The organism is Azospirillum melinis (genome assembly GCF_013340935.1).
Classification (GTDB): Bacteria; Pseudomonadota; Alphaproteobacteria; order Azospirillales; family Azospirillaceae; genus Azospirillum; species Azospirillum melinis.
On record NZ_WHOS01000079.1, the window covers coordinates 1 to 18080 of the forward strand.

General features: G+C 68.9%; 17 protein-coding genes. 9 read left to right on the forward strand and 8 right to left on the reverse strand.

All coding sequences use genetic code 11. The features are described from left to right. Positions 1 to 349 precede the first annotated feature (349 nt). From groES to GBZ48_RS32355, 6 genes are all read left to right on the forward strand, one after another. Positions 350 to 640 (forward strand): co-chaperone GroES, encoded by a 291-nt coding sequence (gene groES / locus GBZ48_RS32330; RefSeq protein ID WP_042702035.1) that lies wholly within the window; start codon positions 350 to 352, stop codon positions 638 to 640. Between the two features lie 48 nt (positions 641 to 688). After that, positions 689 to 2332, forward strand: a complete 1644-nt coding sequence (gene groL, locus GBZ48_RS32335) for a chaperonin GroEL (protein WP_174474771.1) — start codon at positions 689 to 691, stop codon at positions 2330 to 2332. A gap of 250 nt (positions 2333 to 2582) precedes the next feature. After that, the gene (locus tag GBZ48_RS32340) at positions 2583 to 2951 is read left to right on the forward strand and encodes a hypothetical protein (RefSeq protein ID WP_174474772.1); all 369 of its coding nucleotides are present in this window, start codon (positions 2583 to 2585) and stop codon (positions 2949 to 2951) included. A gap of 17 nt (positions 2952 to 2968) precedes the next feature. Next, positions 2969 to 3886 carry a DMT family transporter gene (locus tag GBZ48_RS32345; protein ID WP_174474773.1) on the forward strand — a complete coding sequence of 306 codons (918 nt, stop codon included), beginning with the start codon at positions 2969 to 2971 and terminating at the stop codon, positions 3884 to 3886. 423 nt (positions 3887 to 4309) lie between these two features. After that, positions 4310 to 5023 carry a response regulator transcription factor gene (locus GBZ48_RS32350; RefSeq protein ID WP_174474774.1) on the forward strand — a complete coding sequence of 238 codons (714 nt, stop codon included), beginning with the start codon at positions 4310 to 4312 and terminating at the stop codon, positions 5021 to 5023. A 212-nt stretch (positions 5024 to 5235) separates the two neighbouring features. Then, positions 5236 to 6441: a hypothetical protein gene (locus GBZ48_RS32355; RefSeq protein WP_174474775.1), complete on the forward strand. Its 1206-nt coding sequence runs from the start codon at positions 5236 to 5238 to the stop codon at positions 6439 to 6441. 20 nt (positions 6442 to 6461) lie between these two features. Here GBZ48_RS32355 and GBZ48_RS32360 read toward each other — a convergent pair whose 3' ends face one another. Beyond that, positions 6462 to 6731: a hypothetical protein gene (locus tag GBZ48_RS32360; RefSeq protein ID WP_174474776.1), complete on the reverse strand. Its 270-nt coding sequence runs from the start codon at positions 6729 to 6731 to the stop codon at positions 6462 to 6464. A gap of 241 nt (positions 6732 to 6972) precedes the next feature. Here GBZ48_RS32360 and GBZ48_RS32365 point away from each other — a divergent pair, with 241 nt between their 5' ends. After that, positions 6973 to 7998 carry a zinc-binding alcohol dehydrogenase family protein gene (locus GBZ48_RS32365; RefSeq protein WP_174474777.1) on the forward strand — a complete coding sequence of 342 codons (1026 nt, stop codon included), beginning with the start codon at positions 6973 to 6975 and terminating at the stop codon, positions 7996 to 7998. Between the two features lie 27 nt (positions 7999 to 8025). Here GBZ48_RS32365 and GBZ48_RS32370 read toward each other — a convergent pair whose 3' ends face one another. Continuing rightward, the gene (locus GBZ48_RS32370; RefSeq protein WP_246307609.1) at positions 8026 to 8937 is read right to left on the reverse strand and encodes a LysR substrate-binding domain-containing protein; all 912 of its coding nucleotides are present in this window, start codon (positions 8935 to 8937) and stop codon (positions 8026 to 8028) included. 179 nt (positions 8938 to 9116) lie between these two features. On the opposite strand from GBZ48_RS32370, the gene GBZ48_RS32375 reads away from it, so the two are divergent. After that, positions 9117 to 9653 (forward strand): type 2 periplasmic-binding domain-containing protein, encoded by a 537-nt coding sequence (locus tag GBZ48_RS32375; protein ID WP_174474778.1) that lies wholly within the window; start codon positions 9117 to 9119, stop codon positions 9651 to 9653. Between the two features lie 7 nt (positions 9654 to 9660). On the opposite strand, the gene GBZ48_RS32380 is transcribed toward GBZ48_RS32375, so the two are convergent. Further along, positions 9661 to 11223: a helicase HerA domain-containing protein gene (locus tag GBZ48_RS32380; RefSeq protein WP_174474779.1), complete on the reverse strand. Its 1563-nt coding sequence runs from the start codon at positions 11221 to 11223 to the stop codon at positions 9661 to 9663. Between the two features lie 225 nt (positions 11224 to 11448). Here GBZ48_RS32380 and GBZ48_RS32385 point away from each other — a divergent pair, with 225 nt between their 5' ends. Next, positions 11449 to 13317 carry a GGDEF domain-containing protein gene (locus GBZ48_RS32385; protein WP_174474780.1) on the forward strand — a complete coding sequence of 623 codons (1869 nt, stop codon included), beginning with the start codon at positions 11449 to 11451 and terminating at the stop codon, positions 13315 to 13317. 19 nt (positions 13318 to 13336) lie between these two features. Here GBZ48_RS32385 and GBZ48_RS32390 read toward each other — a convergent pair whose 3' ends face one another. The 5 genes from GBZ48_RS32390 to trxB form a co-directional block, all read right to left on the reverse strand. Then, positions 13337 to 14116, reverse strand: a complete 780-nt coding sequence (locus tag GBZ48_RS32390) for an ABC transporter ATP-binding protein (protein ID WP_174474781.1) — start codon at positions 14114 to 14116, stop codon at positions 13337 to 13339. A gap of 2 nt (positions 14117 to 14118) precedes the next feature. Next, positions 14119 to 14979: an ABC transporter ATP-binding protein gene (locus tag GBZ48_RS32395; RefSeq protein ID WP_246307610.1), complete on the reverse strand. Its 861-nt coding sequence runs from the start codon at positions 14977 to 14979 to the stop codon at positions 14119 to 14121. A gap of 2 nt (positions 14980 to 14981) precedes the next feature. After that, entirely contained in the window at positions 14982 to 15902 is a 921-nt protein-coding gene (nikC, locus tag GBZ48_RS32400; protein ID WP_174474782.1) for a nickel transporter permease, read from the reverse strand. Continuing rightward, complete coding sequence (locus tag GBZ48_RS32405) at positions 15899 to 16909, reverse strand: ABC transporter permease (RefSeq protein ID WP_174474783.1); 1011 nt, start codon at positions 16907 to 16909, stop codon at positions 15899 to 15901. Before GBZ48_RS32405 ends, nikC begins: the two co-directional genes overlap by 4 nt. 120 nt (positions 16910 to 17029) lie before the next feature. After that, entirely contained in the window at positions 17030 to 18034 is a 1005-nt protein-coding gene (trxB, locus tag GBZ48_RS32410) for a thioredoxin-disulfide reductase (protein ID WP_174474784.1), read from the reverse strand. Positions 18035 to 18080 lie beyond the last annotated feature (46 nt).

Genomic DNA, 18080 nt, shown 5'->3' on the forward strand with positions numbered 1-18080 from the left:
ACACCTACGTCGCTCTCACCAATCGCCACCACGCATACGTGTCTCGACAGGTGCGTCACCTTGCCCTCAGTTATTGCTCTATAGTTTTCCTCAACGATCGGGATCATGACGACGGACACCCCTCTCTATTCGTCGGCAGCGTCAGATGGGTATAAGAGCCAGCTCAATGCACTATAGGCGGAACCGGATGAGTGTTGCAAGCATTTGCGGCAAATTCCGAAACGAGCCTCTTGAATCCACAATCGGCTTCGATTAGCTGTCTGGCACTCGCCGGGCTGGAGTGCTAACAGCCGCCGCCCGCGCCAATTTCCGTCAGTCAGAACCAAGCCTTGATCCAAGGAGGCATTCCATGAAGTTCCGCCCGCTGCACGACCGCGTCGTCGTCAAGCGTCTGGAGTCCGACACCAAGACCAAGGGTGGGATCATCATCCCCGACACGGCCAAGGAAAAGCCGCAGGAAGGCGAGATCATCGCCGTCGGCCCGGGCGCCCGTGACGAGTCGGGCAAGGTCGTGGCGCTGGACGTCAAGGCCGGCGACCGCATCCTGTTCGGCAAGTGGTCGGGCACTGAAGTGAAGATCGAAGGTGTCGATTACCTGATCATGAAGGAATCCGACATCATGGGCGTCATCGAGGCCTAAGTCCTCCGCCCGTACCCTTCGAAATTTACACGTTAAAGGAATCGAGACATGGCTGCCAAAGACGTCAAGTTCGGCCCCTCCGCGCGCGAAAAGCTGCTGCGTGGCGTTGACATCCTCGCCGACGCCGTGAAGGTCACGCTGGGCCCGAAGGGCCGCAACGTCGTGATCGAGAAGTCCTTCGGCGCTCCGCGCATCACCAAGGACGGCGTGTCGGTCGCCAAGGAAATCGAGCTGGCCGACAAGTTCGAGAACATGGGCGCCCAGATGGTCCGCGAGGTCGCCTCGAAGACCAACGATCTGGCCGGTGACGGCACCACCACCGCCACCGTCCTGGCCCAGGCCATCGTCCGCGAAGGCGTGACCAAGGTCGCCGCCGGCCTCAACCCGATGGACCTGAAGCGCGGCATCGATCTGGCCGTCTCGACCGTCGTCGCCGACATCCAGGCCCGTGCCAAGAAGGTCACGACCAACGACGAGATCGCCCAGGTCGGCACCATCTCCGCCAACGGCGAAGCCGAGATCGGCAAGATGATCGCCCAGGCGATGGAGCGTGTCGGCAACGAAGGCGTCATTACGGTGGAAGAGGCCAAGAGCCTGGACACCGAGCTGGACGTCGTCGAGGGCATGCAGTTCGACCGCGGCTACCTGTCGCCGTACTTCGTGACCAACGCCGACAAGATGGTCGCGGACCTCGAGAACCCCTTCATCCTGCTGCACGAGAAGAAGCTGTCGGGCCTGCAGCCGCTGCTGCCGGTTCTGGAAGCCGTCGTCCAGTCCTCGCGTCCGCTGCTGATCATCGCCGAGGACATCGAGGGTGAGGCGCTGGCCACGCTCGTCGTGAACAAGCTGCGCGGCGGCCTGAAGATCGCCGCCGTCAAGGCTCCGGGCTTCGGCGACCGCCGCAAGGCGATGCTGGAGGACATGGCCATCCTGACCGGCGGCCAGGTCATCTCCGAAGACCTCGGCATCAAGCTCGAGAACGTCACGCTCGACATGCTGGGCACCGCCAAGAAGGTCGTGATCTCCAAGGAGACCACCACCATCGTCGACGGCGCCGGCGACAAGGCCGACATCGAAGCCCGTTGCGGCCAGATCCGCGCCCAGGCCGAGGAGACCACCTCGGACTACGACCGCGAGAAGCTGCAGGAGCGTCTGGCCAAGCTGGCCGGTGGCGTCGCCGTCATCCGCGTCGGCGGTGCGACCGAGGTCGAGGTGAAGGAGCGCAAGGATCGCGTTGACGACGCGATGCACGCCACCCGCGCCGCGGTGGAAGAGGGTGTGGTCGCCGGCGGCGGCACCGCCCTGCTGTACGCCTCCAAGGCCCTGGACGCCCTGACCCCGGCCAACGACGAGCAGCGCGTCGGCATCGACATCATCCGCCGCGCCCTGCAGGCTCCGGTCCGTCAGATCGCCTACAACGCCGGCACCGACGGCTCGATCGTGGTTGGCAAGCTGCTCGACCAGACCGACACCAACTTCGGCTACGACGCCCAGAAGGGTGAGTTCACCGATCTGGTCGCCGCCGGCATCATCGACCCGGTGAAGGTGGTTCGCACCGCCCTGCAGGATGCGGCCTCGATCGCCGGCCTGCTGATCACCACCGAGGCGATGATCGCCGAGAAGCCGGAGAAGAAGGCTGCTCCGGGCGGCATGCCGGGCGGCATGGGCGGCATGGACGACATGGGCTTCTAATAGCCTGACGTCCGACCGTCCTTCGGTTCGGAAAGGGGCGCCTCCGCAAGGGGGCGCCCTTTTCCTTTGCCCGGATGGCGGGGAGGGAGTGCCGCCCCGTTCCTGAAATGGCCCAACCCTCAAATGTCAAGGCGAAGTCCGCCTTGCTTTGCCGCGGTCGCCTCCCAATAATCCGCCCCTCTCTTGCCGGGCACCCCAGCGTGGGGCGCCGGCCTCCTGACTTCCGTATTTTTAAACGAGGGCCTGTTCCATGCGCTCCTTCGAGGGCCAGCATTCCGACAACGTCGCCATCAAGCGCACCCGCGAGCAGAAGCAGCGCCAGCTGGTTCAGCTCAAGGAGCAGCTGGCGACGCTGAAAGCCCACGCGGCCCCCGCCATCCGTGAAGCGTTGGTCAAGCGCATCGCCGAACTCGACGCCGAGATGCGCCAGCCTGCCAAGCCCGCCCGCGAAGGTCGTGAAGGCCGTGGCGAGGGTCGGGGAGGCGAAGGCCGCGAGGACGCGCCGCGCCATCCCCGCCGCGAAGCCCGCCCGAGTGTCTTCCGCGCCGAGGACGGCGGCGACCGCAGCGCCGCCGTGACCGCGGCGAGCGTCTTCGCCTCGCCCCGCCGCCGCAGCTGAACCGACGGAACAGCGCCATGCCCGCCGACCGCACCGCCTCCGTGAAGGGATCCCGTCTCGCCGATCAGGCCTGGCTGCTGATGATGCTGCCGCCCCTGTTCTGGGCGGGCAACGCGGTCCTGGGGCGTGCGGTCGCCGGGTCGGTGCCGCCCATCGGGCTGGCCTTCTGGCGCTGGTTCCTGGGCATGCTGGTGGTGCTGCCCTTCGCCTGGCCGCATCTGCGCCACGACATCACGCCGATCCTGGTGCGGTGGAAGAGCGTGCTGCTGCTGGGCACGCTCGGCATCGGCATCTACAACACGTTCCAATACATCGCTTTGAACACGACGACCGCGCTGAACTGCGTGATGTTGCAGTCGTCGATGCCGGTGATGATCGTGCTGATGAGCCTCGTCCTGTTCCGCGACCGGATCGGGGCGATGCAGGGGGTGGGAATCGCCGTCTCGCTGGTGGGCGCGATGACCCTGATCTCGCACGGCGATCCGGGAACCCTGCTGGGGCTGGAGCTGAATGCCGGCGATGTCTGGATGCTGGCGGCGGTGGTGATCTATGCCGCCTACACCACGCTGCTGCGCCGCCGGCCGGCGATCCACGGGCTGAGCTTCGTCGTCGTCACCTTCGCCATCGGTGCGGTGGAACTGCTGCCTTTCTATGTCTGGGAGAGCCTGGGCGGCCATCCGGTCCAGGCCAGCGGCATCACGCTGCTGGCGGTCGGCTACACCGTGCTGTTCCCGTCCATCGCCGCCTATCTCTGCTTCAACCGGGCGGTGGAGCTTCTCGGTCCCAACACCGCCGGCCTCGCCATCCATCTGGTGCCGGTCTTCGGCAGCCTGCTGGCCATCCTGTTCCTGGGCGAGCAGCCGCACCTTTACCATGGGATCGGCATTGCCCTGATCGCCGCCGGCATTCTCCTGGCGACCCGCCGCCGGGCCTGAGCGGCCATGGGGTTGCAGCCGGAAAGGCTGCGCGGAACGTTAAATCTCTGCGAAGATAATTTTTGAACCCGGCGATTATAACAAACGAACAGGATGGCTTTGCTTGTCTTGTGATAAAGTTTGGCCAGCGTTGCCTGTCGGCGAATAGGTTGTCCGGGTGCGGAGTTTGCGAAAATACTTGCGGTGTTCGCCGTTTGGTTTTGGGGTGTCCCGTGGGATAGCGCATTGATCGGCGTTCTTGTTGGGGTTTTCGCCGGTGTAGTATCCCTGGTATCCTTTTAGACATGTCCGCTATCCCTCGCGATTGCGGCGGTCAATAAGGGATGACCGCTAAAATGTCGGTCATGGCGGTGGTTCGGACATGGATCGGCCGTCATGGAGAGCCGGCGCTGTTCGCCGGCCCGATGTGGAGGAGGTCCCAAGATGCCCCTGCAAATTTCCGCGCCCGCTTATCCGCAAACCACTTGCCTCGTTCACATCGTCGATGGCGACCTGATGTCGCGCAGCACGCTTTCGCGGGCGCTGGGCGCGGTCGGCATCGCCTGCCGCGTCCACAGCACCGCCGCCGATGCGCTGGCCGTGCTGGGCACCGGGTCCTCCTGCATCGTCCTGCGCAGCGACCTGCCGGACATGACCGCCATGGAGTTCATGGCCGAGGCCTCGCTGCACGGCCACGACCTGCCGGTCCTGGTGATGACCGAGCAGGGCGACGTCGACGCCGCCGTCGCCGCGATGAAGGCCGGCGCGCTCGACTGCATCGCCCGCCCCTTCGCCATCCCGGCCTTCCTGGAGCGGCTGCGCGCCTGCCTGGCGTCCGGCAGCCCGCATGCCCAGCAGCGCGACCGCAGCCGCGACGCCGTCCGCCGTCTCGCCCTGCTGAGCCGCCGCGAGTCGGAGGTTCTGGAGCTGATCGTCGACGGCAAGCAGAGCAAGACCATTGCCTGGGAGCTGGGCATCAGCATCAAGACGGTGGAGGTCCACCGCGCCCGCATCATGGAAAAGACCGGCTGCCGCTCCATCGTCGGCCTGGGCCGCCTGTGGGAGTCGGCGGAGATGCTGCGCGCACGCGACCTGCCGCATCCCATGTCGATCCGCCAGCCGGCCCCGGCCGCACTGATGGAGGTGGCGGCATCCTGATGCCGCCATCCCCGGGGGCCCTCGCTGAAGGCCATCCCTGAAGGCCATTCCTGGGGGCCGTCTTTGCGGGTCACCGTCCTTGCCGGACTGCGGCTCCGTCGGACACGGCCGGTCGAAAATTGACGGCCGGCCAGTGCTTTCCGTGGGATTGACCGGAGGAGGATTGTAATGTTCCGGGGAAGAGCAACCAGAGCGCTGACAGGAGCGGTTCTATGTTCCCCGATTATGGTCACCGTCGCATTGCCGTGGCGTCGCCCGACGACATCGCCACGGCGCGTCGGATCGCGGCGGAACGGGCCGACGGGGTGCTGCCGGTGGACGAGGCGGCCCGGCTGGACCGGCTGGTGACCATGGTGGCCGACCATGCTCTTGGCCGGCCGGACGGGACCATTCTGATTGCCCGGATGCGCAACGGGGCCGGTGTCGAATGCCTGGCCTACGACCGCGATCCCGCCACCGCTGCATTGCCGCCGTCACTGCCGGACGGTGTTCTCCCCACGCTTGACGCAGTGTTGGAATCCGTTCGCGGCGAGGCCGACCGCTTCCATGTTCATGCCACGCCGGGGATAGGGCTCGCTCTGCTGGCCCGTGTCCTGCGGCCGGGTGCGGGCGATGCCCCGCCGGCCGACGCCCTGGCCCAGGCCGGAGCGGTGACGGTCGAGCGGAGCGGCGGCGAAGCCGCGCGCGGCGGTCCCTTCATCGACCATTGGTTCGTCAGCTGTGCCCCCGCCCGTGGTGGGGACGGTCCCTGCGGCATCGCCCTGATGGTCGACGGCGACACGGCCGCCGATGCCGGCCCCGCCGAGCCCCCCGTCAGGACCGACGCCGGTTCCGGTGCGGAGGACGGCAAGGGGCAGGACGGCCCCACGCAGACCCCCACCGCGCAATCCCCCACAATGATGACGCCCGCCGTGGTGCGGCAGATGGAGGCGGTGGTCGCCGCCACGGTGCCGGGGCTGCCGGCTCCCGTCGTGGTCAACGCCATCCGGCGCGACCTGAAGGGGCGGCCCGAACTGGGGCTGTCCCACGACCGGACCCTGACGCGGATCGGGCGGTCGGCCGTCGCGGTCCTGCGCTTCGACGCCGGTGCGGTGGACTACACGGCGCTCGGCACCCTGGCCGGGGCGGTGGTGCGCCGGCAGGAGATCACGGCGCTCGGCGCCCGCTGGGCGATGATCGGCTTCAACCCGCTGGCCCCCGCCTCGGTCCATCTGCGCTGGGCACCCGGGGAGCATGTCGTGCTCTACACCGGCGGGTGCGCCCGGCTGCCCGCCCTGTTCATCCACCGCGACCTGCACGGGGTCGAGCCGACGCTGGCGGCGCTGGTTCTGCTGCGCGACGGTGCGGTGAGCGACGACGACCACACCGTGCTGGTGCTGCGCAACTGCGCCGATGGCGTGCCGGCCAACGCGGTCTGAGAACCGTCAATTCCCTACGATCAACGCCAGCCGCGCGGCCCCCTGCCGGGACCCCATCCGCGTCCCGGGCCCCAGCCACGGTCGCCGTGCCAATGGTCGTGCCAGGGGCGGCGGTAATAGCCCGGCCCGACCACCACCGGCGGCGGCACGGCATAGACGGTCGGCGGCGGGACCACCACCGGCTCGCTGTAGGCTGGATAATAGGGATCGTAGGCGACGCAGCCGGTCAGGGCGGCACCCCCCGCAGCCAGGAGCAGGGCGGTCAGGATCCGGAGAGGTTTGGTTGGCATGGCCGTGCTTCCTGTCTGACGACGGACCGGCTTCGGCGGTGAGGCCGGTCATCTGTACGAACACCGCAGCCTGCCCGGCTATTCCATACCTCTTTGGCGTCGTGAGTCCCGAAGCCATTTGGCCGGGGTTCCATCCATCCTGGAATCCGATGGATAAAACAAGAACTATGAATTTCACATATCGGGACGGCGCCGCCATCCTGTGTCTCGACTTCATTCCCATTTAGAAGACGAGGCCATCATGAAAGCCGTTGGTTTCCGCAAGTCCCTGCCCATCGCCGATGCCGGCGCGCTGATCGACGTCGAGATCGAGCGCCCGGCCCCCACAGGCCGCGACCTGCTGGTCCGGGTGGAGGCGGTGTCGGTCAACCCGGTGGACACCAAGGTCCGCCGCAACGCTTTGCCGACCGAGGGCGACCTGCGCATCCTGGGCTTCGATGCCGCCGGCATCGTCGAGGCGGTCGGGTCGGACGTGACCCTGTTCCGTCCCGGCGACGCGGTGTTCTATGCCGGCTCCATCGACCGGCCCGGCACCAACAGCGAATATCATCTGGTCGACGAGCGCATCGTCGGCGCCCGTCCGGCCAGCCTGAGCGTCGCCGAGGCCGCTGCCCTGCCGCTGACCGCCATCACCGCCTGGGAGATGCTGTTCCACCGGCTGGGCCTGCCGCGGGATGGCGACGGGAAAAATGCCGGCGAGGGCAAGTCGCTGCTGATCGTCGGCGGGGCCGGCGGCGTCGGTTCCATCGCCATCCAGCTGGCCCGCCGGCTGAGCAAGGTCCGGGTGCTGGCCACCGCGTCGCGTCCCGAGACCGCCGACTGGGTGCGCGACCTGGGCGCCCATGACGTGATCGACCACAGCCGGCCGATGGCGGAACAGGTGAAGGCGCTGGGGCTGGCCGGTGTCGATTACGTCTTCTCCACCAACGCGACCGACCGCCATTTCCAGGATCTGGTCGAGCTGGTGGCGCCGCAGGGCCATATCGGCCTGATCGACGATCCGGAGCCCATCGACGTCCGCCTGCTGAAGCGCAAGAGCGTCTCGCTGCACTGGGAGCTGATGTTCACCCGGCCGCTGTTCCAGACCGACGACATGATCGCCCAGCACGAGCTGCTGACCGAAGTGTCGCGGCTGGTCGATGCCGGTACGCTGCGCACCACCCTGACCGAGACGCTGGGCCGCATCGATGCCGCCACCCTGCGCAAGGCCCATGCCCTGATCGAATCCGGCAAGGCCCGCGGCAAGGTGGTTCTGGAAGGCTTCTGATCCGTCCGTTGCGCCCGGTCTGTCGCCTCACCCCGCCAGGGCGAGGGGCGGGCGGGCCGGGCGCATCGCCGCCAGACTCTCGACGATGAAACCGACCAGCGGTTCGGCGAGGCGGCGGTTGCGCGGCGTCTCGCCGAAGATCGCCATCTCGACATCGCCCAGTTCGGGCAGTCCGTCCTCCACCCCAAGCCGGCGCACGCCGTCGGGCACCGAGGATTCGCTGAGCACCGCCACCCCCAGCCCGGCGCGGACGGCGGCCTGCACCCCCATGACGCTGGCGCTGGTATAGACCACCCGCCAGGACCGTCCGGTTTCGCCCAGCGCCGCCAGTCCGCGGTTGCGGAAGACGCAGGGCGCCGGCAGGGCGCAGAAGGGCAGCGGGCCGTCGGCCGGGATCTCCAGCCCGGGGGCGGCGATCCAGCGCATCGGCTCGGTCCAGATGGCCCGGCCGCGGGTATCGCCGGCATCGCGGCGGGAGATGACGAGGTCCAGCTCGCCGCCATCCAGGGCCGAGACCATATCGCTGCACATGCCCACCCGCACGTCGATGTGCAGCCGCGGATGCAGCTTGGCGAAGCGGCGCAAGACATGGGGCAGGTGGTCGGACAGGAAATATTCGGCCACGCCCAGCCGAAGCTCGCCCTCCGCCGCCGGTTCGGCGAAGCGGCGCACCGTCTCGTCGTTCAGGTCCAGCAGGCGGCGGGCATAGCCCATCAGCAACTCGCCGTCATGGGTCAGCGCCAGTGACCGGCTGGTGCGCTCGAACACCCGGCGGCCGAGCGTGTCCTCCAGCTTCTTGATCTTGACGCTGATCGCCGACTGGGTGCGGCCCAGCCGCTCCGCCGCCGCGGTGAAGCCCCCGGCCTCCGCCACGGTGACGAAGGCCCGCAGCGCGTCGATCTCCAGATCGGGCAGGGACATCGGCAATACATTCCGCATGGTGATCGTTTCCTGCCATCCTATCGCGATTGTTCATGGATGGCGAGCGGCGCATCGGGACACGGCGATCGGCATATGGCGGGCGTGCCGTTGAAGCGGGCCGGGGGCGTTCTCATTGTCAGAGCCCTCCGGGCCTTGCCGCCCGGCGGCACGACGATCCTTGAGGAGAGAGACGCCCGATGACCCGTTTTCCCGCTCCGGCCGGCAGAGTGGCTTTCAAACATCTGGCCCTCGCACTTGCCGCTGCGGCTTCGCTGGCCGGCTGCCAGATGCCGGGCCTCACGCCGCTGCCGCAACAGACCGCCGCCCTGCCGCCGCCGGCCGTGCCCAAGCCGCCGCCGGAGGCCCGCGGCATCTGGATCGTCGGCAGCCCGGCCCTGCGCGGCACCATCGATCAGGCAGCCGCCAAATACACCGGCGGTCCCGACACCAAGCCGCATCTCGACGCCCGCGGCACCGCCTCCGGCTTCCGTGCCTTCTGCGGCGGCGTCGGGCTGGACCATCCCGACATGGTGGCCTCAGACCGCCCGATCGGCGCGGCCGAGTATCAGCGCTGCCGCTCCGCCGGCATCACGATGACCGAATACGGCTTCGGGCCGAAGCGCTTCGTCTATGTCAAGGACTCGCACATGATGGCGGTTCCCGGCGTGAACGACTTCGTCGCCAGCTGGGGCCAGCCCGGCAAGCCGGTGAGCGCGCCGACCGCCGGAAGCTGAGGAGGGCTCACCCCGCCGCGAACAGCCCGCCCTCGTCGGACGCATCCGCAGCGTCGTCGGCGTTGGGATCGCCCAGCGCGGTTTCCCAGCCCAGTGCCGGCAGGGCGATGGCGCGGGTGTTGCCCAGGCCGCTGCGGCTGGCGATGAAGCCGCGCTGTTCCATGTAGGTCAGCAGGCGGCGCCCGCGACCCTTCGACCGGCTGCCGCAGGCGCGCGCCACGTCGGCGTCGGACGGGCAGGGGGCGTGGTCGAGGGCGGCGCGGGCCAGCAGCAGGAAAACCGGCTGAATGTCCTCCGCCAGCGTCGCGGCGACCTCCGTCGCCCGCTGCCAGGCGGGATCGTCGCCGTTGCCGGCCCCGGCGCGGGCGGTCGCCAGACGGCGGCGGAAGGCGGGCAGGGCCAGCCGGTCGCCATCCACCCCGCGGCCCCGGCAGCGCACCAGGAAATCCTGGTACAGAACGGCGAGCGAGCGGTAGGGCGCCTCCGGGTCGGCCAGCACCTCGGCCAGCACCTCGCCATACTGGGCTTCGCGCTCGGCGGCCTGCTCCGGCGTTTCCGCGGGCTCCAGCGGCAGCAGGGCAGGCTGCTCGGCCTCGGCTTCGGAGTTGCTGCCGGCGGACGGCGGCGGGGCGGCGGCGCGGCCGCGCGCCAGCTGCGCCATCAGGTCGGCGCTGGCCGAGGTGGAGGGGCGGCGCACATAGCGCGGCGGTTCCGGCTCGGTCATGGTGAAGATCAGGTCGCGGGCGTCCTCGACCGGGGTGGTGGGCGGCGGCATCAGCGTCGGGCTGCCGGTGCGGCCCTGGGTCTCCACCGCGCCGATGCGCAGCGGCAGCGGCCGGCGCGACAAGGCGGGGCCGAGCGCGATGAAATGCCCGCGCTCCAGATCGCGGAACATCTCCGCCTGCCGGCGCTCCATGCCCAGCAGATCGGCGGCGCGCGCCATGTCGATGTCGAGGAAGGTGCGGCCCATCAGGAAGTTCGACGCCTCGGCCGCGACGTTCTTCGCCAGCTTCGCCAGACGCTGGGTGGCGATCACCCCGGCCAGCCCGCGCTTGCGTCCGCGGCACATCAGGTTGGTCATGGCGCCGAGCGAGACCTTGCGCGCCTCGTCCGACACCTCGCCGGCCGCCGAGGGAGCGAACAGCTGCGCCTCGTCGACCACCACCAGCATCGGATACCAGAAATCGCGGTCGGCATCGAACAGCCCGCCCAGGAAGGCGGCGGCGTGGCGCATCTGCATTTCCGCGTCCAGCCCCTCCAGGTTCAGGACGACGGAGACGCGGTGCTGGCGCACGCGGGCGGCGACGGATTGCAGGGCGGCCTCGCTGTGCGCGTCGGCCTCCACCACCACATGGCCGAAGCGTTCGGCCAGGGTGACGAAGTCGCCCTCCGGATCGATCACCGCCTGCTGCACCCATGGGGCGCTCTGCTCGATCAGCCGGCGCAGCAGGTGCGATTTGCCGGAACCGGAATTGCCCTGGACCAGCAGACGGGTCGCCAGCAGCTCCTCCAGGTCGAGCGTCGCGGCACTGCCCGCGTTCGTCGCCCCCATGTCGATGCCGACCTTCATCCCGCTCGCCTCCCGCTCAACCCGAACCGTCTCCCCCGAACCGCAACTGTGAAAGACGGGGGACTTCCTATAGCGCAGGCGGGTGCGGGGATACGAGGATTCGATTTGGGGCAGGCCGGTTTGCCGGAGGCACAACAACGTGACGCTGCGGTCATGAAAACGCAAACAAGCTCTGTTACAAGCGGATGCCGATCCCATGCGGGACCGGCGCTGGCGGACCGAGCGATGACTGTGCTGACCACCACAAAAGCTGGAGCCAAAGCCGGGAGGCCGGAAAGCGACCGTGCCGAGTCCTATGGCGCGAGTTGGGACGCCGTCCGCTCCGCCGACGGTGATGCCGCGACCTTCGACTGGGCCTCTGCGGTCGGCGCCCTGCGCTACGCCTTCCAGCCCATCGTGCAGCTGCGGTCCGGTCGCTGCCACGGCTATGAGGCTCTGCTGCGAGGGTTCGAGCGCACCGGTTTCGCCAACGCGGGCGAGCTGTTGGATGCCGCCGAGGCCGCCGGCCTGCTGGCGACGGTGGAAACCGCGCTACACGCCAAGGCGGTCGCCGCGTACCGCGCGCTGGCGGGCTGGAACGAGGCGAAGCTGTTCCTGAACCTCGACGCCCGGCTGATCGGCCGGCCCGACTCGCCCTGGCTTGCCCGCGACCCTGCCGCCTCGCGCAACAGCGGCATCGTGCTGGAGCTGTCGGAAAGCCGCCCGGTGCCCAGCGGCGTCGCGGTGGATGCGGCGGTCGACCGTTTCCGCCAGAGCGGGGCCGGCATCGCCATCGACGATTTCGGCGTCGGCCATTCCGGTCTGCGCACGCTGTATGAGGCGCGGCCGGACTATGTGAAGATCGACCGCTTCTTCATCGCCGGCATCGATGCGGATGCGCGCAAGCGGGCGCTGGTGGCGGCGCTGGCCGGCCATGCCCATGCGCTGGGCATCCAGATCGTGGCGGAGGGGGTCGAGACCGTCACCGAGTTCTACACCTGCCGGGATCTCGGCTGCGACTTCGCCCAGGGCTTCCTGATCGCCCGGCCGCGCGTGGACCTGACCGCCCTGCCGAACCGCTATCCGGTGGTCGAGGACCTGAACCGCAAGGACCGGCGCCAGCCCAGCGAGTCGCACCGCCGCCTGTCGGAGGTGATCGAACGGCTGCCGCCGCTGCGGGTCGACTCGCGCAAGACCGAGCTGCTGGACTATTTCCGCCGCGACGGCAGCGCCGCCATCGCGCCGATCATCGACGAGCATGAGCGGCCGCTCGGCCTGATCCGCGAGCGCGACCTGAAGCGCTTCGTCTATTCGCGCTTCGGCGGCGAGCTGCTGCGCAACCGCGGCCTGGGCAACGGGCTGGACGATCTGGTCATCCGGTCGCCGGTCTGCGACATCTCCACCCCGCTGGACCGGGTGATCGAGGCCTTCTCCACCGAGTCGGCCGCCGACGGCATCGTGATCGTGGAAGGCGGCGCCTATGCCGGCGTGCTGTCGAGCGGTGCCTTGCTGCGGCTTGTGCATGAACGCAACCTGGCGATGGCGACCGACCAGAACCCGCTGACCCGGCTGCCGGGCAACGCGGCGATCCTGCGCCACATCGAAGGGGCGCTGGCCGACCCGGGCCGCGGCCATGTGCTGGCCTATCTGGATTTCGACAACTTCAAGCCCTTCAACGACAATTTCGGCTTCCGCCAGGGCGACCGCGCCATCCTGATGTTCAGCGAGCGGCTGAAGGCCTGGGCCGGCAGCGCCGGGGCGGCCATCGATGCCGACGCCTTCGCCGGCCATATCGGCGGCGACGACTTCTTCCTGGGCGTCAGCGGCGGCGGGGAGGGCGAGGTGCTTGCCCGGCTGGCGGAATTGCTGGCCCTGTTCCGCTCCGATGCCGAAAGCCTGTACGACGCCGAAACCAGGGTCAGCGGCGGCTTCCTGGCGAAGGACCGCTATGGCGCCGTGCGGCGCTTCCCGCTGCTGGCGGCCAGCGGGGTTGCCGTGGTGATCCCGCCCGGGTGCCATGGGCTGACCCCCGACGCCATCAACGCCGCCATCGCCGATCACAAGTCGGCTGCCAAGGGGGCGGAGGACAAGCTGTTCGTGGTGCGGCTGGGATGAACGCCGCTACTGCGCCCCCTCACGCATAATCCCGGAAGCTCTCCGCCGTGGCGCGGTCGTAGCCCTGGCTGGCGCGCAGGAGCTGCAACGTGTAGGGCTCGCGCGCGGCACCGCGGCGCAGCTCGTCCACGCTCATCTCCTCGACCAGACGGCCGCGGTTCATCACCGCCAGCCGGTCGCACAGGTTGGCGACGACGGCAAGGTTGTGGGTGACCAGCACCAGGGTCAGGCCATGCTCCGCCCGCAGCCGGCGCAGCAGGTTCAGGATCTCCGCCTGCACCGACACGTCCAGCGCCGAGGTCGGCTCGTCCAGCAGCAGGACGCGGGGTTCCAGCACCAGGGCGCGGGCGATGGCGACGCGCTGGCGCTGCCCGCCCGACAGCTGGTGCGGATAGCGGAAGCGGAAGGCGGGGCCGAGCCCGACATCGCGCAGCACCCGGTCGATGCGGGCGTCGGCGTCGCCCAGCCCGTGGATGGCAATGGGTTCCGCCAGGATGCGGTCCACCGTGTGGCGCGGGTGCAGCGAGCCGTAGGGGTCCTGGAACACCATCTGGCAGAGCTTGTAGAAGCCTTTCTGGCGTTTCGGTCCCTGTTCCGTCCCGGCCACGGCGATGCGGCCGGTCCAGTCGTCGTTCAGGCCGCTGACCGCGCGCAGGACCGTCGATTTGCCGGATCCCGATTCGCCGACGAGGCCGAAGCTCTCCCCTTCCCGCACCGACAGGGTGACGCCGTCCACCGCGGTGACGGCGTCGGCGCCCTGGCCGAAGCGGACCCGCAGGTTCTGGATGTCGATCATCATCCTTACGCCTCCAACCACATCGGATCGCGGCTCAGCACCGGCAGGTCGCCCGGCGGCTCGTCGATCCTGGGCAGGCTGGCCAGCAGGCCGCGGGTGTAGGGGTGCTGGGCCGCGTGCAGCTCCGACGCGCGGCAGCTCTCCACCACCCGGCCGGCATACATGATCAGGATGCGGTCGCAGAAGGAGGCGACGAGGTTCAGATCGTGGCTGACGAAGATCATGCCCATGCCGCGCTGGGAGCAGAGGTCGTCGAGGATCGCCAGTACCTGCATCTGCACGGTGACGTCGAGCGCCGAGGTCGGCTCGTCGGCGATCAGCAGGTCAGGGTCGGGGATCAGCATCATCGCGATCATGATGCGCTGGCCCATGCCGCCCGACACCTCGTGCGGGTAGCGGTCATAGACCCGCTCCGGATCGCGGATGCGCACGGCGGCCAGCATCTCCAGCGCGCGGCGCTTCGCCTCGGCGGCGCCGGCCTTGCTGTGGACGCGGTAGGCCTCGGCGATCTGACGGCCGACGGTCATCACCGGGTTCAGCGAATATTTCGGGTCCTGCATCACCATGGCGATGCGCCGGCCGCGGATGTCGCGCATGCGCCTGGGCGACGCCGCCAGCAGATCCTCGCCGTTGAAGGCCAGCCGGTCGGCGGTGACCCGGCCCGGCTGCGGCACAAGGCGCAGGATGGAGCGGCCGGTCATCGACTTGCCGGAGCCCGACTCGCCGACGATGCCCAGCTTCTCCCGGCCGAGCGTGAAGGAGACGCCGCGCACCGCCTCGGCCATGCCGGTGCGGGTGGGGAAGGCGACGCGCAGGTTGGAGACCTCCAACAGGGGGGCGTTGTCCGCCATCTTCCGATCGGTCATCGTCAGTCCCCCTTCGGGTCCAGCACGTCGCGCAGACCGTCGCCCAGCAGGTTGAAGCCCAGGCTGACGATGAAGATGGCAAGGCCGGGCATGGCGGCGACCCACCATTGCTCCAGCACATATTGCCGGCCGCTGGCGATCATCGCCCCCCATTCCGGCAGCGGCGGCTGGGCGCCGAGGCCGAGGAAGCCGAGACCGGCGGCGGTCAGGATGACGCCGGCCATGTCCAGCGTCGTCCGCACGATCAGCGAGGCGATGCACAACGGCATGATGTGGCCCAGGATGATGCGCAGGCTGGACGCACCTTGCAGCCGGGCCGCGCTGATGAAGTCGGAGCGGCGGACGGTCAGCGTCTCCGCCCGCGCGATGCGGGCATAGGGCGGCCAGGAGGTGATGGCGATGGCGATCACCGCGTTCTCGATGCCGGGGCCGAGTGCGGCGACGAAGGCCAGCGCCAGGATCAGCTTGGGGAAGGCGAGAGCGATGTCGGTGATGCGCATCAGCACGGTGTCGACCCAGCCGCCGAAATAGCCGGCGGCCGTGCCGATCACCAGACCGGCCAGCGGCGCCGTCGCCGCCACCAGCGCCACGATCATCAACGTCAGCCGTGCGCCGTGGATCAGGCGGGACAGGATGTCGCGGCCGAAGGCGTCGGTCCCCAGCCAGTGGGCGGCACTGGGCGGCAGCAGCCGGCCGTTCAGATCCTGCGCATAGGGGTGATAGGGCGCCAGCACCGGCGCCAGTGCGGCGACGACGACCAGGGCCAGCACTATCAGCAGCCCGGCGACGGCCAGCCGGTTGCGGCGGAAGGCGGTCCAGCCGGCCCAGGCGCGGCCCAGCCGGGCTTGCGCCCGCGACTGCGGCGTGTCGGTGGTCAGCCAGTCCCGCCAGCCGGCGGATGGTGTATCGGTGCGCGCGGTCATCGGGCTCGCGGATCCAGAAGGCGGTAGAGCAAATCGGACAGCATGTTCAGCGCGATGAAGACCGCTCCGACAACCAGCGTCCCGCCCAGCACCGCGTTCATGTCGGCGCTGAGCAGCGAATTGGTGATGTAGAGGCCGAGGCCGGGCCAGGCGAACACCGTCTCGGTCAGCACCGATCCCTCCAGCAGCCCGGCATAGGACAGGGCGATGACGGTGATCAGCGGCACCGCGATGTTGCCCAGCGCATGGCGCCAGACCACGCGGGTCTCGGAGAGGCCCTTTACCCGGGCGGTGGTGATGTATTCCTGGCGCAGCTGGTCCAGCATGAAGCCGCGCGTCATCCGTGCGATGTAGGCGACGCTGTAGAGGCCAAGGATGGCCGACGGCAGCACCAGATGCTGCAGCGCGTTCCAGAAGATGTCGGTCTCGCCGGCCAGCAGGGCGTCGACCGTGACAATGCCGGTCACCGCATCGACCATGCCTTCATAAAAGACGTCGACCCGGCCCGGCCCCGGCGCCCAGTCCAGCTTGGCGTAGAACAGCAGCAGCGCCATCAGCCCCAGCCAGAAGATCGGAACCGAATGGCCGATCAGGCCCAGCAGGCGGATGGCATGGTCGGGCCAGCGGCCGCGGTGGGTGGCGGCGAACACGCCGGCCGGCACCCCCAGCACCGCGCCGATGACGACGGCGACGGTCGCCAGTTCCATTGTCGCCGGGAAGACGCGCAGAACATCCTCCAGCACCGGGCGGGAGGTCAGCACCGAAGTGCCGAGGTCGCCCTGCAGTACGTCGCCGACATAGCGGAGGAACTGCTGCCACAGCGGCAGGTCGAGGCCGAGCTGCGTGCGCATCTGCGCGTAGCTGTCGGCATTCGCGCGGTCGCCGAGCGCCGACAGCACCGGATCGATCGGCACGACGCGGCCGATCAGGAAGGTGACCAGCAGCAGGCCCAGCAGGGTGACGGCCACCGTGACCAGCAGGGTCAGGCCGCGTTTCAGCGTAGGCAAGAGGACTCCCTCGCGATTGGACGCATCAGGGAATCACAGTCGGAGCTTTGTGCAAAGACCGTCAAGGGCATAAGGGTCCGCCCCCTCTCCCGGACGGGGGAGGGGGCGGACCGCTTCAGCTCACCAGGTCCCGGCCGGGCTCTGGTCGCCGTGCGCACCGGCGGCCGGCTCGTGGTGGGCGAGCCAGCGCTCGGCCTCCAGCGCGGCCATGCAGCCCATGCCGGCGGCGGTGACGGCCTGACGGTAGACCTTGTCCTTCACGTCGCCGGCGGCGAAGACGCCGGGGATGTTGGTGGCGGTCGAGTCGGGCACCGTGACGATGTAGCCCGACTCGTCCATCTCCACCTTGCCCTGGAAGATGCCGGTCGCCGGCACATGGCCGATGGCGACGAAGACGCCCGCCACCGGGATGACGCGCTCGTCGCCCGACTTGACGTTCTTGATGCGGACGCCGGTGACGGCGCGCGGGTTGCCCATGGTGCCGTCGCCCTCGCCGACGATCTCCTCGACCGTGCTGTCCCACACCACCTCGATCTTCGGGTGGCGGAACAGGCGGTCCTGCATGATGCGTTCGGCGCGGAAGCTGTCGCGGCGGTGGATGACCGTGACCTTGCTGGCGTGGTTGGTCAGGTACAGCGCCTCCTCGACCGCGGAGTTGCCGCCGCCGACGACCGCCACCTCCTTGCCGCGGAAGAAGAAGCCGTCGCAGGTCGCGCAGGCCGACACGCCGAAGCCGCGGTAGATCTCTTCGGTCGAGATACCGAGCCAGCGCGCCTGGGCGCCGGTGGCGATGATGACGCTGTCGGCGGTGTAGGTGTCGCCGCTGTCACCCTTGCAGACGAAGGGGCGCTGGGTGAAGTCGACGTCGGTGATCAGGTCGAACACCATCCTGGTGCCGACATGCTCCGCCTGCTTCTGCATCTGCTCCATCAGCCAGGGGCCCTGGATCGGATCGGCGAAGCCGGGGAAATTCTCCACATCGGTGGTGATCATCAGCTGGCCGCCCGGCTGCATGCCCTGGACCATCAGCGGCTCCAGGTTGGCGCGCGCGGCATAGATGGCGGCGGTGTAGCCGGCCGGGCCGGCGCCGATGATGAGGACCTTGGTGTGGTGCGTGGTGGCCATGGGTCTGATCCCGCAAATTCCCCGCGAACGGAGTCGTGATTAAAAC

Bases quoted from the DNA above. Each gene is read 5' to 3' on its own strand.
- groES (WP_042702035.1), top strand. From the start codon at position 350: ATGAAGTTCCGCCCGCTGCACGACCGCGTCGTCGTCAAGCGTCTGGAG.
- groL (WP_174474771.1), top strand. From the start codon at position 689: ATGGCTGCCAAAGACGTCAAGTTCGGCCCCTCCGCGCGCGAAAAGCTG.
- GBZ48_RS32340 (WP_174474772.1), top strand. From the start codon at position 2,583: ATGCGCTCCTTCGAGGGCCAGCATTCCGACAACGTCGCCATCAAGCGC.
- GBZ48_RS32345 (WP_174474773.1), top strand. From the start codon at position 2,969: ATGCCCGCCGACCGCACCGCCTCCGTGAAGGGATCCCGTCTCGCCGAT.
- GBZ48_RS32350 (WP_174474774.1), top strand. From the start codon at position 4,310: ATGCCCCTGCAAATTTCCGCGCCCGCTTATCCGCAAACCACTTGCCTC.
- GBZ48_RS32355 (WP_174474775.1), top strand. From the start codon at position 5,236: ATGTTCCCCGATTATGGTCACCGTCGCATTGCCGTGGCGTCGCCCGAC.
- GBZ48_RS32360 (WP_174474776.1), bottom strand. From the start codon at position 6,731: ATGCCAACCAAACCTCTCCGGATCCTGACCGCCCTGCTCCTGGCTGCG.
- GBZ48_RS32365 (WP_174474777.1), top strand. From the start codon at position 6,973: ATGAAAGCCGTTGGTTTCCGCAAGTCCCTGCCCATCGCCGATGCCGGC.
- GBZ48_RS32370 (WP_246307609.1), bottom strand. From the start codon at position 8,937: ATGCGGAATGTATTGCCGATGTCCCTGCCCGATCTGGAGATCGACGCG.
- GBZ48_RS32375 (WP_174474778.1), top strand. From the start codon at position 9,117: ATGACCCGTTTTCCCGCTCCGGCCGGCAGAGTGGCTTTCAAACATCTG.
- GBZ48_RS32380 (WP_174474779.1), bottom strand. From the start codon at position 11,223: ATGAAGGTCGGCATCGACATGGGGGCGACGAACGCGGGCAGTGCCGCG.
- GBZ48_RS32385 (WP_174474780.1), top strand. From the start codon at position 11,449: ATGACTGTGCTGACCACCACAAAAGCTGGAGCCAAAGCCGGGAGGCCG.
- GBZ48_RS32390 (WP_174474781.1), bottom strand. From the start codon at position 14,116: ATGATGATCGACATCCAGAACCTGCGGGTCCGCTTCGGCCAGGGCGCC.
- GBZ48_RS32395 (WP_246307610.1), bottom strand. From the start codon at position 14,979: ATGACCGATCGGAAGATGGCGGACAACGCCCCCCTGTTGGAGGTCTCC.
- nikC (WP_174474782.1), bottom strand. From the start codon at position 15,902: ATGACCGCGCGCACCGATACACCATCCGCCGGCTGGCGGGACTGGCTG.
- trxB (WP_174474784.1), bottom strand. From the start codon at position 18,034: ATGGCCACCACGCACCACACCAAGGTCCTCATCATCGGCGCCGGCCCG.